The 14,512-nt window shown below is 64.6% G+C and carries 18 protein-coding genes; 2 read left to right on the forward strand and 16 right to left on the reverse strand.

Annotated features, from left to right (window positions below):
* Positions 1–3 precede the first annotated feature (3 nt).
* The 10 genes from NHF48_RS21125 to NHF48_RS21170 all read right to left on the reverse strand — a co-directional run bounded on the left by NHF48_RS21125 (position 4) and on the right by NHF48_RS21170 (position 7,703).
* Positions 4–993 carry a GGDEF domain-containing protein gene (locus NHF48_RS21125; RefSeq protein ID WP_253072210.1) on the reverse strand — a complete coding sequence of 330 codons (990 nt, stop codon included), beginning with the start codon at positions 991–993 and terminating at the stop codon, positions 4–6.
* Entirely contained in the window at positions 986–1,225 is a 240-nt protein-coding gene (locus NHF48_RS21130; protein ID WP_136189769.1) for a hypothetical protein, read from the reverse strand. The genes NHF48_RS21125 and NHF48_RS21130 overlap by 8 nt, the downstream gene beginning before the upstream one ends.
* Before the next feature lie 236 nt (positions 1,226–1,461).
* On the reverse strand, positions 1,462–1,605 hold the full coding sequence (locus NHF48_RS21135; protein ID WP_136189770.1) for an entericidin A/B family lipoprotein: 144 nt from the start codon (positions 1,603–1,605) through the stop codon (positions 1,462–1,464).
* A gap of 18 nt (positions 1,606–1,623) precedes the next feature.
* Entirely contained in the window at positions 1,624–1,806 is a 183-nt protein-coding gene (locus NHF48_RS21140) for a hypothetical protein (protein WP_253072211.1), read from the reverse strand.
* Between the two features lie 183 nt (positions 1,807–1,989).
* Positions 1,990–3,120, reverse strand: a complete 1,131-nt coding sequence (locus NHF48_RS21145; RefSeq protein WP_253072212.1) for a LuxR C-terminal-related transcriptional regulator — start codon at positions 3,118–3,120, stop codon at positions 1,990–1,992.
* A gap of 283 nt (positions 3,121–3,403) precedes the next feature.
* Entirely contained in the window at positions 3,404–4,192 is a 789-nt protein-coding gene (aqpZ, locus tag NHF48_RS21150; protein ID WP_056486919.1) for an aquaporin Z, read from the reverse strand.
* A gap of 189 nt (positions 4,193–4,381) precedes the next feature.
* The gene (locus NHF48_RS21155; protein ID WP_446741225.1) at positions 4,382–4,657 is read right to left on the reverse strand and encodes a CsbD family protein; all 276 of its coding nucleotides are present in this window, start codon (positions 4,655–4,657) and stop codon (positions 4,382–4,384) included.
* A gap of 48 nt (positions 4,658–4,705) precedes the next feature.
* The gene (locus NHF48_RS21160) at positions 4,706–6,115 is read right to left on the reverse strand and encodes a mechanosensitive ion channel (RefSeq protein WP_253072214.1); all 1,410 of its coding nucleotides are present in this window, start codon (positions 6,113–6,115) and stop codon (positions 4,706–4,708) included.
* Between the two features lie 98 nt (positions 6,116–6,213).
* Positions 6,214–6,579, reverse strand: coding sequence for a hypothetical protein (locus NHF48_RS21165; protein ID WP_253072215.1), 366 nt, complete (start codon positions 6,577–6,579; stop codon positions 6,214–6,216).
* Between the two features lie 308 nt (positions 6,580–6,887).
* Entirely contained in the window at positions 6,888–7,703 is an 816-nt protein-coding gene (locus tag NHF48_RS21170; protein WP_253072216.1) for an IclR family transcriptional regulator, read from the reverse strand.
* Positions 7,704–7,867: 164 nt separating this feature from the next.
* On the opposite strand from NHF48_RS21170, the gene lldD reads away from it, so the two are divergent.
* Complete coding sequence (lldD, locus tag NHF48_RS21175) at positions 7,868–9,001, forward strand: FMN-dependent L-lactate dehydrogenase LldD (RefSeq protein WP_253072217.1); 1,134 nt, start codon at positions 7,868–7,870, stop codon at positions 8,999–9,001.
* 112 nt (positions 9,002–9,113) lie between these two features.
* On the opposite strand, the gene fucP is transcribed toward lldD, so the two are convergent.
* The 6 genes from fucP to NHF48_RS21205 all read right to left on the reverse strand — a co-directional run bounded on the left by fucP (position 9,114) and on the right by NHF48_RS21205 (position 14,037).
* Positions 9,114–10,391, reverse strand: a complete 1,278-nt coding sequence (fucP, locus tag NHF48_RS21180; protein WP_253072218.1) for an L-fucose:H+ symporter permease — start codon at positions 10,389–10,391, stop codon at positions 9,114–9,116.
* A 24-nt stretch (positions 10,392–10,415) separates the two neighbouring features.
* Positions 10,416–11,168 (reverse strand): SDR family oxidoreductase, encoded by a 753-nt coding sequence (locus tag NHF48_RS21185; protein ID WP_253072219.1) that lies wholly within the window; start codon positions 11,166–11,168, stop codon positions 10,416–10,418.
* 81 nt (positions 11,169–11,249) lie between these two features.
* Entirely contained in the window at positions 11,250–11,954 is a 705-nt protein-coding gene (locus tag NHF48_RS21190) for an enolase C-terminal domain-like protein (RefSeq protein ID WP_342454767.1), read from the reverse strand.
* On the reverse strand, positions 11,845–12,444 hold the full coding sequence (locus tag NHF48_RS21195) for a hypothetical protein (protein ID WP_253072220.1): 600 nt from the start codon (positions 12,442–12,444) through the stop codon (positions 11,845–11,847). The genes NHF48_RS21190 and NHF48_RS21195 overlap by 110 nt, the downstream gene beginning before the upstream one ends.
* Entirely contained in the window at positions 12,441–13,286 is an 846-nt protein-coding gene (locus tag NHF48_RS21200) for a fumarylacetoacetate hydrolase family protein (protein WP_253072221.1), read from the reverse strand. Before NHF48_RS21200 ends, NHF48_RS21195 begins: the two co-directional genes overlap by 4 nt.
* Positions 13,287–13,296: 10 nt before the next feature.
* Positions 13,297–14,037, reverse strand: a complete 741-nt coding sequence (locus NHF48_RS21205) for an SDR family oxidoreductase (protein WP_253072222.1) — start codon at positions 14,035–14,037, stop codon at positions 13,297–13,299.
* 127 nt (positions 14,038–14,164) lie between these two features.
* On the opposite strand from NHF48_RS21205, the gene NHF48_RS21210 reads away from it, so the two are divergent.
* Complete coding sequence (locus tag NHF48_RS21210; protein ID WP_446741226.1) at positions 14,165–14,491, forward strand: L-rhamnose mutarotase; 327 nt, start codon at positions 14,165–14,167, stop codon at positions 14,489–14,491.
* Positions 14,492–14,512: the final 21 nt, after the last annotated feature.

The raw sequence follows: 14,512 nt of genomic DNA on the forward strand, positions 1-14,512 counted from the left end.
GTTCTACATCGGCTCCGCGAGTTGCGTACGGTTCCTGCCGCCGGATTTCGCTGCGTAGAGCATCGTGTCGGCACGTTCGAGCCAGGCGGTTAGCGTGTTGAAGGATGCGGACAGCTCAGCCACGCCGAAGCTCGCGGTTACGTGGATCGTACCGCCGCCATGGAGCGTCATCGGATGTTCGGCGATGGTATTCCGAAGTCGCTCCGCGACGACGAGAGCTGCCGCGCCGCTGGTTTCCGGCATCAGAAGAGCGAATTCCTCGCCGCCGAGACGACCGAACAGATCGCAAGGGCGCAACGTGGTTTCGGCAAGGCTGGCGATCTGCTTCAGGACCTGATCGCCGATCGAGTGGCCGTAAGTATCGTTCACCCGCTTGAAATGGTCGACGTCGATCATGATAAGCGAACTTGCCCGCCCGTAGCGAAGCGTACGCTCCATTTCCCGTTGCGCCTGATCGACGAAGCCACGTCGGGTCAGCGCGCCGGTAAGGTGATCGACCTGTGCGATCAGCCGCAGTTCGAGCTCGTCGCAAACGATGTTCGCGAAATTGCTGAGGATCGCGATGTCCGCGGGGCTGAACCGTCTGGGCCGGGTATCCATCGCGCACAGCGCCCCGACATTATATCCTTCGGGCGTGCGCAGGGGGATGCCCGCATAGCTCCGCACATAGGGCGGACCGACGACGAGCGGACTTTCGGCGAACCTCGGGTCGGCCAGCGCGTTTTCGATGATCAACGGGTCGCGTTGCTGGATCGTATGCGTACAGAAAGATACCGCGCGGGGCGTTTCGCACTGCTCTATGCCGCGCCGCGCCTTGAACCATTGCCGATCGCGATCGACGAGCGTCACGGTCGCTACGGGTACCGCGAGCACCGTGCGGACGAGCGTGACGATCTTTTCGAACGGCTCTTCGACCGCTGTGTCGAGCACGTCGAGGCGACGCAAGGCTGCGACCCGGCCATCGTCGTCGTCGAGCAGCAGGGCGTTATCCATGATCCGGTGCCTTCATCATCGCGCGGATTGCTACGGTGAGATCGTCGGCATAGCTGTCGACCAGAGTGCGGATGCTCGCATCGACGACGTCCTCGCCGAGTCCCGCCGCCCGCAGGCTGACGATCAGTTCGGCAAGATGTGCCTGGTGGCGCTGTACGCTCGCCAACAACTCCGCGGGGATCTCGAGCGGTTCCGCCACGGTGGGGGTAGGCTGAAGTTGATCGATGCGCACGTTCGGCCTCTCATTGCAGCACCGAGTCTTTACAGCCGAACGGTTAACAGAGCTCAAACGCGCGTGTTCGACACTCTCGACGATTCCCGGCTCCAGATAAAAAGATGCCCTGCCGGATCAAGGATCGGCAGGGCATTCCGAGGTTTCACCGTCCGTCGCGAATGTCGCCGGACCTTCGTGCCGGCACTGAAAGTCCTGGCGAAAGTCGACTCAAATTGCGGACGGTGCCGTGCCCGTTACTTCTTCTTGCCGCTCTCACCCGAGGCGCTCGAGACGGCCGTTCCAGCGGACTTCACATCCTTGCCGACGCCGTTCACCGTGTGACATCCCGTCAGCGCCAGGCCGGCAGCAAGTAGTGCCAGTGCAAATACGTTCTTCATACTTGGTCTCTCTCATGTTCAGTGTTTGAGGTGGATGGTGCCGGTGCGACGAGCGCGGCCGACCGCCGGTGAAGTTTTCGTGACATGAGCGGCCTTGGCGTCGACGTCAGCCTCGGACGGGGTTGCCCCGGTGAGCTTGAAGATCGCCTCCGCAACCGAGACTCTGGCCTTGTCGGCAAAATCATCGGTATCATCACTCATGAGCACCCATTCTCCATCCGGGTCTGGTCAAGTCCCGTGATTTAGCGTGATCCGAATAACGGCAAAAGATCGCGTTGTATCAACCCGATAGTATTTTCGACATCTCGCACGGATACTATCGGGCAGGCGGCGCCTGCTTGGTTCGATCAATATCAGCGGCGTCATCGATCAGGCCAGTGTCCATCAGGGCTGTAGCGTCACGACCGGGACGGGGCTTGGCAGCAGCGTCTTGCGATCGGCCCCATCGCCGAACCCGCGGGCACGCGCCCAGGCCGCCGCCGCCACCCTGCGATTGACGCCGATCTTGCTGTAGACGCGCGCGACATGGTTGCGGACGGTATTGCCGCTGACGTTCAATGTGCGCGCCATCGTCTTGTCGTCCATGCCCTCGCAAATCAGCGCGAGCACATCGCGTTCGCGCGCGGTCAGGTCGTTCAGGCCCGATGGCGTAACGGCTCGCGGTGGTTCGGACTGCAGTGCCAGATTGTCCAGAATGGCGTGGCTGAGCCATTTCGATTCCGAGATCGTCGCCTCGATCGCGGCGGCCAGATTGCGTTCGTCGATCCGACGATTGGTGACGTCCTGAAAGGTCCAAAGCGCGTAGGCCTTGTCGGCGATCATGATCGTGGCCTCCGATATCTGGCATTCGAGACGCTGCCCGCACTTGGTACGGACGGCCCCAGATGCAATTCCCGATGGCCAAATCTCGATGTCATCGGTCGATCGACCGGACAGGTCACTTCGCGAATACCCGATCAGAGAACAGAGACTGTCATTCGCGACGGTCACGAAATTGTCGGCCGGATCGACGATCATCATGCAGGCCGTCGACGTCGCGAACGCGGTTTCGACGCTTGTTCGGAGTTGATCGTAATGGCGTTCGGTCTGCTGCCACGCTTCGATATCCGTCAGCGTAAACAGCATGCACGGCTGGCCGCCGAAGGTGACGGGCTGGCCGGTAACGATCACGGGCCGGCTTGTGCCGTCAGGCATCGCCAGGCTGGCCCGGGTCTGCGGGATCGTCTGCGCGTTGACGAGCGCGCGCTTCACCGCCGCGTAGTTCGCGACGCCCTCGAGGATGTTGCGCTCGTACATCGAGCGGCTCAGCCAATCCTCGTCCGTGCTATCAGTGAGCGCGAGGAAACTACGACTGACCATGACGTAGCGCAGGTCCCGCAAGCCGCAGACGATGGCGGGGGCGGGGTGCGACTCGATCGAGCATTCGAGCCGCGTCATGCGATCTGGCGCATGCCACACGGTGCCCGCGAGCGAGTGGTGAGGCCGTGTGAAGATATCCAGGCAGTCGTTCGTCATGGTCGTTCCTCGTCGTCACGAAGATACACTTAAGTTGATCGATAGATGGAGTGAAAAATCCGTTATACCAAGAATGCCCCATTTCGATACTAAGGAGATCTGTATATTGGCGCGCAATCTGTATGACAGATGAGTCGAAAGGTCAGTGTCGGTTACTTAAGTCGATCCCGATGGTATTAACTATGATATTATCTCAGACCGGTTCTTGTATTGCTGCTTCAGGTGTTGTGTTGTTGTTGACCAGGTGAACTATTGCTTCCCATTCTGGCGGCTGCCGAACTGATTATCCTTCACGCGGCGCAGTATTGCGGTCGTCGCCGACCATCAGTTCGACCGGGGTATCGCCGATCGGGCCTGGCGATTGATCTTCATCGGTATGCGCGAACAGCCAGCGACCGAGAAGGCCAGCCACGGCGGCGCCGCTCAGCGGTGCAATCCAGAACAGCCAGAGCTGCGACAGCGCCCACCCGCCGACGAACAGCGCCGGACCCGTGCTGCGCGCCGGGTTCACCGACGTATTGTCGATCGGGATCGAGATGAGATGGATCAGCGTCAACGCCAGACCGATCGACAGCGGGGCGAACGCTGCCGGAGAGCGCTCGTCGGTCGCGCCGAGGATTACCGTCAGGAAACCGGCGGTCAGCAGTGCCTCCGAAAGGAACGCGGTTGCGGCGCCGTATCCGCCCGGCGAATGCACGCCGTAACCATTCGCGGCGAACCCGCTGGCGACCAGGTCGAACCCTGCGGTCCCCGATGCCAGTGCAGCGAGTGCCGCGCTGCCCAATATGCCGCCGATGACCTGCGCGATGACATAGCCCGGCAGGTCGCGAGCGGGAAAGCGGCCGGCGACCGTCAAGCCGACACTGACGGCTGGGTTGAAGTGGCCGCCCGAAATGAAGCCGACGGCAAACGCCATCGTGAAGACGGTAAGGCCGAACGCCAGTGCCACGCCCGCCATGCCGATCGTGCCGGGGACGCCCGTGCCCGCGGCAAGAACCGCAGCGCCGCAACCACCCAGGACCAGCCAGAACGTGCCGATGACTTCGGCGGCCAGCCGTCGCGCGGTAGCGATACGGCGGGGTCGGGCTGCCTGACCAGCGGGCGTACCGATGGTCGACGTGCGCTGAAGGTGTGGACTGTCGGCCATGTCGTTCGTGCCTAACTGGGGTGCATCGATGAGCGCCCGTCGGTCTTTGGGGTGGCGGGCAGAGCACAGCGATCGCTGCCCCGCCCGCCGATCAGAGCGTTTCCGTCTGGCGGCTTACTTGCCGCGCAGGGTGTTGATGACCGCGATGCCGAGCACGCCGGCCACGGCGGCCGCGGTGAAGGGGCGCTCCTTCGAGAACTGGCGAACATAGTCGAGCAGCGGGCGGATATTGTCCTGGACGACGTCCTTCGCCTGGCCGACGGTCTTCTGGATCGTGCCGCCAAGCTGATCCGCGGTGCCTTCGCTCTGCAACGACGTGTCGCCGATCACGCCGCCGAGCGTTTCCCTTGAGCTTGCCGCCGACGTTGGTGGCTGCGCCGTTGAGGGTATCGGTGTTCACGAGAATCTCCTTTGATTGTCTAGGGAAGGACGGTCAGATCAGGGGCGGTCGGTAAGGTCCCGCATGTCGCCACGGTCATCCTGACGGGCGAGATCGCCGTCCGTCTGACGATCCATCCCTGAGGGTGGCGTCGTGCGGTCGCCGTCGATCGCCCGATCGGCGGGGTTATCGGTCGACTTGGCACCGTCGAGCATCCGCTTCACGGCATTCCCGGCTGCATCGCGACCACCCAGGCCGAACGCCAGGGCAAAGGCGACTGCGATCGCACCGAGCAGCAACCCGAACGCCAGGTTGATGATGTCGTCGGCCAGACCCATGAAGCGCAGGCCGATCGCGGTGCCGAGCACGATGATCGCGATCCGTACGACGGGGGCGGCAACGCGCGTGCCCTGGTCGCCGTTGCGCTCGATGGCGTGCGCCACGAAGCGGGCGATGACGACCGATGCGAAGATGATGATCGCCCCGAACACGACCTGCCCGAACAGCGTCAGCACCTCGGCCATGATCTGCGAGCCATAGGCGAAGTTCAGCTGGCGGAACGCTTCCATCAGGCCGAAGATCAGGATCGCGACGAACGCGCCGGTGCCGACCGTCTTCGATGGCACGAACGACGGACCGGTCGACTGGCCGGTGGTGCCGAGCTCGCGGTTCTCCGTGTTGCCGAAGATGCCGATCGACCCGATCGTCCGGTCGAAGCCGGTCGTTGCCAGGAACTGCGTCAACAGACGCGACGCGAACTTGGCGATGACATAGGCGACGGCGAGGATCATGCCGGCGGCGATGACGTGCGGGATGGCGTCGAGGATGATGCGCAGCATGGCGGTTGCCGGCTGCGAGATCGCCGCGATGTTCAGCGTGTCGAGCGCCGCGATCGAGACCGGGATGATGATCAGCGCGAACACGATGCCGCCGATCGTACGCGGCAACATCGTCGGATCGGTCGGCGTGGTCGCGCCGACATGCGTCGAGAAGCGCTCGACATGGCTGGCCGTAATGACCGCCTCGACCGCCTTCTTGGCGACCTTGGCGAGGACATAGCCGAGGAAGAAGATCAGCGCGGCACCGATGATCCGCGGGATGGCCGTGCCGAAGCCCTGCAGCATGTCGCCGAGCGGACCGGTTGCGCCGGCCAGCCCTAGCGGCTGCGTCGCAAGGAACAGCGCGATGAGGAGAACCACCCAATAGGCGGCATCACCGACCTGCGCGCCGATCGTGGTCGGGTTGCGTGGGTTTGCGTTCGGCTCGTTGGCGTGGATCGCAAGCGGCGTCTTGTTGACGAGCTTGGCGACGCCCCACTTCACGGCGCGTGCGATCGCCCAGCCGATGACGAGGATGATCAGCGCCGCGATGATCCGGGGTGTCCAGATCTCGACATAGCTCCAGGCTTGCGCCCCGAAATCGCGGGTGTTCGATACGACCGTATCGCCCGCATAGGTTACGTCTTGCATGTGTGTGTTCCTTGAAACCCTCTACGGGGCCTGACGTCTGCCGGTGCGCGGCGCCGTGTGCCTTGGGTGCGCTCTGGCCTCGATGCCGCGGTTCCGGATTAGAGTGGTGATGCGGGGTCGGTCAGGATGCCGCATGCAGCAGCGGCCTTGCCGACCTCGAGCGGTACCTTGGGATCCTTGACCTGCCCCGACACGCGAACGAAGTCGCTGGCCGTCAGGCGGCCCGGCGTGGTGTCGCCTTCACGCGACGCCTTGGCCGCGCGACCGAGTTGCTGGAGCTGGCCAAGCGACAGGTTCGCCTCGAGCCGGTCGCCGACGCACTGCGACTGCGCAGGCTGGAAGCCATAGCCCTCGAGCGAGGTGGCGATCTTCGCCGACGGATTGACGCACGCAGCGAGCGACAGCGTGGTGATGCCGACAACAGCGAGTGCCGCACCGCGTGAAAAACTAGGATGCCGAGTCATGAAAAGCCCCTCTTGTCGGGGCCATGACATCAGGCCGGAGTGGCCCGCGATCCGATGATCCCGAGCGCCAAACCCTTCAATTCATTTAAAAGTTTCTAGTATTGTTAACCAGTCGCCGGGTAGATGAATACTATTCTACCCGGATGAGCGGACAGCGGATTAGCGCTGAAACACCTTTTCAGAACGACCTTCCATGCGGCTCCGCCCACGCAGTCTGGCTGGTCGATATGGGCCTACGTTCGACGCACTCAGCCGCGGATTAGGGTGGCAAGCGACAGGGATGCGGCTCACGACCATGGCCTCAGACGTCAGGCGGACGTCTCGCTCGGCGCGTACCAGCCTAGCGCTTGCGAAATCTGCGTTGCGGTGCGCTCCAGTGCGACCAGTGCTTCGTCGGCGGAGATATGCGGGGTCTCGTCGATGACCTCGAGGAACGGGATGGTCAGCGCGGCAACGACGTGGCCGTCAAAGCCGAAGATCGGGCAACTGATGTCGGAAACGCCGCCCATCCGTGCGCTGCGGATCGATTCATAGCCGCGTTCGCGGATTTCGGTAAAGGCGGCATCGAGCGTGTCGCGAGCCGCCGGGTCCATTGTTTGGTCGAGGATCGCGGATCGGGCATCGTCGGCCATGAAGGCGAGCAGGACGTGACCCGAGCAGTTTGTCGCCAAGGCTATGCTGGTACCCAGCCGGACGGCGAAACCGGTCGGGCCCGGGCTTTCCTGTCGAAGGATGATCAGTCCCGACGTGCCGTTGACGACGACGAGATGGCAGGATTGCATCGCGGTCGCCGCCAAGGTCTGCATCAGCGGCGCGGCGACGTGCGTCAGTTCCTGCGCGGGGGTCGCGCGGTGCGCGGTTTCGAGGAGCTTGTACGTCACGCGGTAGCGATCGCTGCCGGGATCCTTGTGTAGCCAGCCGCGCCGCCCGAGCACGACGATCACGCGGAAGAGTTCGCTGATCGACCGCGACAGGCGGGCGGCGATCTCGCTTACCGTCAGGCCGTTCGGTTCGCGTGCGAGCAGTTCGACGATGTCGATCGCCTTTTCCAGCGCGGGCGCCGAATAGACGCGCGGACTGGCGCTATTGGTGTCTGGCGGGGGCGGCGGCGAGGGAAGCGGCATGGTCGAAGCTATCGTGATTGCGGGCGCGATCCTTATGCCGCAAGCGCGCGGACGCGGAACAACAATCTTTCATATCTGAAAGTTGCTGGCGGGGGCGTTGGCTTGCTAGGGAACGTCGTGCGCTGCGATTCCGGGATCGATGTGCACAATATGGGAGATTCTGCATGACGATCGCCTCGACGCTCGATTTCCGCGAGGCTGCACGCAAGCGGCTGCCGCGGTTCCTGTTCGAGTATGCCGATGGCGGCTCCTATGCGGAGGCGACGCTGGCGCGCAACGTCAGCGACCTGTCGAGCATCGCGCTGCGCCAGCGCGTGTTGCGCGACGTGTCCGATATCGATCTGTCGACGACGCTGTTCGGCCAGCATCAGGCGTTGCCGGTCGGGCTTGGGCCGGTCGGCATCGCGGGCATGTACCATCGTCGCGGCGAGACGCAGGCGGCGCGGGCTGCGCATGCCGCGGGCGTGCCGTTCTGCCTGTCGACGGTGTCGCTCTGTTCGCTCGGCGAAGTGGTGAAGGCGGCGCCGACCGGGCCAACCTGGTTTCAGCTCTACGTCATTCGCGACCGCGCGTTCATGCGCGATCTGCTCGCCACGGCTAAGGCGCAAGGCGCGAAGGCGCTGGTGTTTACGGTCGACATGCCGGTGCCGGGTGCGCGCTACCGCGATCAGCATTCGGGGATGTCGGGGCCGCGCGCGCCGCTGCGGCGAATGTTGCAGGCGATGGGCAGACCCGGCTGGGCGTGGGACGTAGGCTTGCACGGGCGGCCGCACCAGCTCGGCAATCTGGAGGCGGTGCTGGGCAAGGCGAGCGGGCTGAACGATTACATGGGCTGGCTTGGCAACAATTTCGATCCGTCGATCGCGTGGAAGGACCTCGAATGGATCCGCGACGGCTGGGACGGGCCGCTGATCATCAAGGGCATCCTCGACCCCGACGACGCGCGCGAGGCGGCGGCGATCGGTGCGGACGGGATCGTCGTGTCGAACCATGGCGGGCGGCAGCTCGACGGCGTGCTGTCGAGCGCGGCGGCGCTGCCGGCGATCGCGGAGGCGGTGAAGGGGCAGCTCACCGTGCTGGCGGATTCGGGCGTGCGGTCGGGGCTCGACGTGGTGCGGATGCTGGCGTTGGGAGCGGATGGCGTGTTGCTCGGCCGGGCGTGGCTGTATGCGCTGGCGGCGCGGGGGGAAGCTGGCGTGACGCAATTGCTGACGCTGATCGAGCGGGAGATGCGCGTGGCGATGGCGCTGACGGGGGTGCGGTCGATTGCGGAGATCGACCGGGGTATTCTGGTTTAGGTTTCACGCACCTTTCCTCCCGAAAGAAGCATGTTTCCCCGCGAAGGCGGGGACCCAGACTGGGCTCCCGCCTTCGCGGGAGAACAAGGAGGTGGGTGGCGCGCCAGGTTGCTCAGTGGATCGTCGGCTGAAGCTCTTCGCCCGACAGCGTCCGCCCGGACTTCATCGCGAACACCAGCACCACCAGGAAGCAGACCGCCGGCACCAGCATCGCGGTGTCGATCCCGGCGAGATCGGAGATATGCCCCATCAACCCGGTCAGCACCGCGCCGCCGATGATCGCCATGATGATCAGCGAAGCGCCCGCGCGACGGAGCGGGCCCAGTCCGTCCATGCCGAGCGCGAAGATCGTCGGGAACTGGATCGACATGAACAGGCTGGCGAGCACCAGGGCGTACAACCCGACCTGCCCACCGACGAGACCCGCGACGGCGGCGAGCACCGCGCTGACGACCGCGAAGATCGCGAGCAGGCGAGGGGGCGCGATCCGGCCCATCAGAGCGGTGCCGGCGAAGCGGCCGATCCCGAACAGTACGAGGCTTGCGAAGAGGTAATCCGCGGCATCGTGCTCGGCCATGCCGGGGACGTTCGCCTGTGCATAGCGGATCGTATAGCTCCAGATGCCGACCTGCGCGCCGACGTAGAAGAACTGCGTCACCGTCGCGAAGATCAGCCGCGGGTGGCGGAACACGTCGACGAACCGTGATGGCGCGCCGACGGTCTCTTCGGCGCGATGCTCGGGAAAGCGGATCACCGCGGCGGCGACCGCGAACAGCAACACGACGAGGCCGATCACCAGATACGGCGTCTGCACCGCGACGACTTCGCTGCGATAGAAGGCCTCGCGCGCCGCCGGGCTCATCGCCGCGACCGCGCTCTCGTCGTGGACGATCGCCGACAGGATGAAATACTTGCCGATCAGCACGCCCGCGACGGTACCGACCGGGTTTGCCGCCTGCGCCCAGTTCAACCGCTTGGCCGCCGTCGTCGGGTCGCCGAGTTCGGTCATCAGCGGGTTCGCCGACGTCTCGAGGAATGCCAGCCCGCACGCGATCACGAACAGCGCGGCGAGGAAATACAGATACTCCCCGTAATGCGCCGCGGGATAGAAGAGCAGCGCCCCCGCCGCATACAGCACCAGCCCGGTGACGATCGCAGTCTTGTAGCCCTTCGCGCGCGTTACCAGCGCGGCCGGCACCGCGAGCAGGAAATAGCCCATGTAGAAGGCCTGCTGGACGAAGCTGGTCTGGAAATCGGTGAGCGTGAACGCCTTCTTGAACTGCGCGATCAGGATGTCGTTGAGGTTGTTCGCCATCCCCCAGAGGAAGAACAGCGCGACCGTCAGCACGATCGCCGGCACATATTTCCTGTCGGCGGTCGTTCCGCTCATGATCCACTCCTGATTATGTTTTTGTCAGTCTATCGCGCGGTCGAGATGGGTGTAGCCGCCATCGACATAGAGCCATTGCCCGGTCGTGTGGCTTGCCCGGTCGGAGAGCAGGAAGACCACCGTGTCGGCGATTTCGCGATCCTCGGTCATGCGGTGGCCGAGCGGGATGCGCGCGACGATGCCGTCGAGCTTCGCCTGCGGATCATCGAAACTGTCGATCCAGCGCTGGTAGAGCGGCGTCATCACCTCGGCGGGGATCACCGCGTTGACGCGAATTCCGTCGCCGCGTAGCGCGACCGCCCATTCACGGGTCAGCGCAAGCTGCGCGCCCTTGGCGGCGGCGTACGCGCTGGTATCGCCCTGGCCGGTGACCGCGGTCTTCGACGAGATGTTGACGATCGCGCCGCCGGTCTTGCGCAGATGCGGCACCGCGTGATGCGCCATCGCGAAATAATGGACGAGGTTCTGGTCTAGCGAGGCGCGAAACTCAGCCGGCGTCCGTCCGAGCCCTATATTCTCGTTGGCGCCGGCGTTGTTCACCAGCCCGTCGATCCGGCCATAGCGCGCGACCGCCGCTTCGACAGCCGCTGCGCACGCGTCGTCGTCGGACAATTCGGTCGCGACGAACAGATGGTCGGCCACGAAGTGCTCCGGCGCGCTCCGTGACACGATCACCGGGGTCGCCCCTTCCTCGGCCAACCCGCGCGCGATGGCGAGGCCGATACCGGCCCCGCCACCCGTGACGATCACAACCTTGCCGTCGAGCCCGAGCTTCATCCGGCGAACCGATAGTCGATCAGCGACTGCGGCTTCATCTCGATCGAATAGCCGGGCAGCGTCGGCGGCATGTAGGCTGCGTCACGGATCACGCAGGGGTCGACGAAATGCTCGTGCAGATGGTCGACATACTCGATCACGCGCCCCCTCCTTGGTCCCGGAGAAGCAGAGATAGTCGATCATCGAGAGATGCTGGACATATTCGCACAGGCCGACCCCGCCGGCATGCGGGCACACTGGCAGGTCGTACCGGGCCGCCAGCAACAGCACGGCCAGCACCTCGTTGACGCCGCCCAGACGGCAGCTGTCGATCTGGACGACGTCGATCGCGCCCGCCGCCATGAACTGTTTGAACATGATGCGGTTCTGGCACATCTCGCCGGTCGCGACCTTCACCTCGCCGATCGCGTCGCGGATCGCCTGGTGGCCGAGGATATCGTCGGGACTGGTCGGCTCCTCGATGAACCACGGCTTGGCGAAGGCGAGCGCGTTGACCCATTCGATCGCCTGCGGGACGTCCCACACCTGGTTCGCGTCGATCATCAGCTTGCGGTCGGGGCCGAGCACTTCGCGCGCGATCGTCAGGCGACGGATATCATCCTCCAGATCGCGACCGACCTTCAGCTTGATGTAATCGAAGCCGGCATCAACAGCCTCCTGCGCGAGCCGACGCAGCTTATCGTCGGGATAACCGAGCCAGCCGGCCGACGTGGTGTAGCAGGGGAAGCCGGTCGCTTCGAGATCGGCGATCCGCTCCGCCTTGCCCGCAGCGCGGTTCGTCAGCAGCGTGAGCGCGTCTTCGGGGGGTGATCGCGTCGGTCAGGTACCGGAAGTCGATCGTCCGGACCAGTTCCTCCGGGGTCATGTCGGCGACGAGGCGCCAGACCGGCTTGCCGACCGCCTTCGCCCACAGATCCCAGATCGCGTTGACCACCGCGCCGGTCGCGAGGTGGATCGCGCCCTTGTCGGGGCCGATCCAGCGCAACTGGCTGTCGCCGGTCAGATGCCGCCACATTCGCCCCGGATTCTCGATGATCCAGTCGAGGTCGAGCCCGATCACCAGATGCCGCATGGCCTCGATCGCCGCGACGCAGATGTCGTTACCGCGGCCGATCGTGAAGGTCAGGCCGTGGCCTTCGAGACCGTCCGTATCGGTGTCGAGCACGACATAGGCGGCCGAATAATCCGGATCGGGGTTCATCGCGTCGGACCCGTCGAGCCCCGCGCTGGTCGGGAAACGAAGGTCGATCGTCCGCAGGCCGGTGATGGTCGTCATGCGGCGGCGACCATCGTCTGCGTCTGCTCGCCGAGGCCATCGATGCCGAGGCGGACCGTCTGGCCCGCACGCAGATATACCGGCGGCTTCTGGCCCAGGCCGACGCCCTTCGGCGTACCGGTCGAGATGATGTCGCCGGCTTCGAGCGTGCAGAAGTCGCTGAGGTACGAAACGATCGTCGCGACGTCGAAAATCATGTTGGCGGTGGTGCCGTCCTGATAGCGATGGCCGTCGACTTCGAGCCACAGGCCCAGCTTTTGGGGATCGCCGACCTCGTCCGCGGTGACGAGCCAGGGACCGATCGGGCCGAACGTATCGCAGCCCTTGCCCTTGTCCCACGTACCGCCGCGCTCGAGCTGGAACGCACGCTCGGACACGTCGTGGACGACGCAATAGCCGGCGACGTGCGACAGTGCGTCTTCCTTGGCGATGTGGCGGCCGGGCGTACCGATGACGACGCCGAGTTCGACCTCCCAGTCGGTCTTTTCCGAGCCGCGCGGGATCTCGACATCGTCGTTCGGGCCCTGGATCGCGCTGGTCCACTTACCGAACACGACCGGCTCGGCGGGGAGGGCCATGTTGCTCTCGGCGGCGTGATCCGAATAGTTCAGGCCGATGCAGATGAACTTGCCGGTCCGCGTGACGCACGACCCGATCCGCGGCGCACCGTCTACCTTGAGCAAGGTCGTCACGTCGAGCGCGGCGATTTTCGCAAGGCCTTCAGGGGACAGCAAGTCGCCGGCGATGTCGCCGAGATCCGCGGGCAGCGCGCGGATCGCACCGTCCTGATCGAGGATACCGGGCTTTTCCTGGCCGCGTGGGCCGTAACGAAGAAGTTTCATCTGATGATCCTTAGTTGACCCAGCCGCCGTCGATCACGTGGACCGCGCCGGTGGTGAAGCTCGATTCGTCGCTGGCGAGATACAGGAACAGCGCGGCGATCTCTTCGGCGCGGCCCAGCCGGCCCATCGGCTGGCGCGCGACGAACGCGGCGTCGGCCTCGCTGACCGAAATGCCCTGAGTCCCCGCCTGCGAGACGATGCGTTCGCGCAGGGACGGGGTCTCGATCGTCCCCGGGCACACGCAGTTGCAGCGGATCCCGCGGCCGACGAAATCGGCCGCCACGGCCTTGGTCAGCCCGACAACGGCTGCCTTCGATGCGCCGTAAGCGTAGCGGTTTGGGATGCCCTTCACGCTCGACGCGATGCTGCTCATGTTGACGATCGCACCGCCGCCGCGTGCGAGCATGCCTGGCAGGAACGCGCGGGTCATGCGGTGCATCGCGTGGACGTTGAGGTCGAACGACAGCATCCAGTCGTCATCGCTGCCTTGCAAGATGTCGCCCGCCGCGACGAAGCCGGCGACGTTGGCGAGAATGTCGATGTCGCCGATCATGGCGGGCAGCGCGGCAATCGCGCTGGCGTCGAGCAGGTCGACGACGTGATGCTCGACGCCTCCGACTGACTTCAACGCTAAGGCATCGCGATCAAGCGCTAATACCCGGGCGCCCTCGTCGCGGAAACGTTCGGCGGTGGCGCGGCCGATACCTTGTGCCGCCGCGGTCACCACCGCGGTCTTGCCGGACAGTCTCATTCCATCTCCTGCGCGTCGTTGTGCGTTTTGCCGGTTTTATTAGTCAAAGTGACTTTTGAAAAGGGGCGGCGGCGCTATTGTCGCGGGAGTACGCCGTATCGAAGGAATTTCCGTGACGTATCGCATCGTGACCGCGCTGGACCTCGTCGACGACGCAGCGCTGATTGCCGCTTATCGCGAACGACACGCGCCGGGTGCCGTGTGGCCCGAGGTCGTGCGCGACATCGTCCAGCGGGGGTATCGAGAGATGGAGATATGGCAGGTCGCCGACCGGCTCGTGATGATCGCCGAGGTCGAGGATGATTTTCCACGCGCGGCCGACCCGGAGTTACAGCCGGTCGTCGCGTCCTGGGAGACGGCGATGGACGTGTATCAGAAGCCGATCGCTGCGGACGGGCCGAAATGGGCGGTGATGCAGCGGATCTTCTCGCTCGCCGATCAGACCGCCGGCTGATCGTTTTCCCGGTTGATGTCG

The organism is Sphingomonas sp. H160509 (assembly GCF_024124765.2).
Lineage (GTDB): Bacteria > Pseudomonadota > Alphaproteobacteria > Sphingomonadales > Sphingomonadaceae > Sphingomonas.

Excerpts from the sequence above, each read along its gene's own strand:
- fucP (WP_253072218.1), bottom strand. The coding sequence starts at position 10,391 with ATGAGCGGAACGACCGCCGACAGGAAATATGTGCCGGCGATCGTGCTG.
- NHF48_RS21200 (WP_253072221.1), bottom strand. The coding sequence starts at position 13,286 with ATGAAACTTCTTCGTTACGGCCCACGCGGCCAGGAAAAGCCCGGTATC.
- NHF48_RS21145 (WP_253072212.1), bottom strand. The coding sequence starts at position 3,120 with ATGACGAACGACTGCCTGGATATCTTCACACGGCCTCACCACTCGCTC.
- NHF48_RS21160 (WP_253072214.1), bottom strand. The coding sequence starts at position 6,115 with ATGCAAGACGTAACCTATGCGGGCGATACGGTCGTATCGAACACCCGC.
- NHF48_RS21195 (WP_253072220.1), bottom strand. The coding sequence starts at position 12,444 with ATGACGACCATCACCGGCCTGCGGACGATCGACCTTCGTTTCCCGACC.
- NHF48_RS21205 (WP_253072222.1), bottom strand. The coding sequence starts at position 14,037 with ATGAGACTGTCCGGCAAGACCGCGGTGGTGACCGCGGCGGCACAAGGT.
- NHF48_RS21125 (WP_253072210.1), bottom strand. The coding sequence starts at position 993 with ATGGATAACGCCCTGCTGCTCGACGACGACGATGGCCGGGTCGCAGCC.
- lldD (WP_253072217.1), top strand. The coding sequence starts at position 7,868 with ATGACGATCGCCTCGACGCTCGATTTCCGCGAGGCTGCACGCAAGCGG.
- NHF48_RS21170 (WP_253072216.1), bottom strand. The coding sequence starts at position 7,703 with ATGCCGCTTCCCTCGCCGCCGCCCCCGCCAGACACCAATAGCGCCAGT.
- NHF48_RS21185 (WP_253072219.1), bottom strand. The coding sequence starts at position 11,168 with ATGAAGCTCGGGCTCGACGGCAAGGTTGTGATCGTCACGGGTGGCGGG.
- NHF48_RS21165 (WP_253072215.1), bottom strand. The coding sequence starts at position 6,579 with ATGACTCGGCATCCTAGTTTTTCACGCGGTGCGGCACTCGCTGTTGTC.
- NHF48_RS21140 (WP_253072211.1), bottom strand. The coding sequence starts at position 1,806 with ATGAGTGATGATACCGATGATTTTGCCGACAAGGCCAGAGTCTCGGTT.
- NHF48_RS21135 (WP_136189770.1), bottom strand. The coding sequence starts at position 1,605 with ATGAAGAACGTATTTGCACTGGCACTACTTGCTGCCGGCCTGGCGCTG.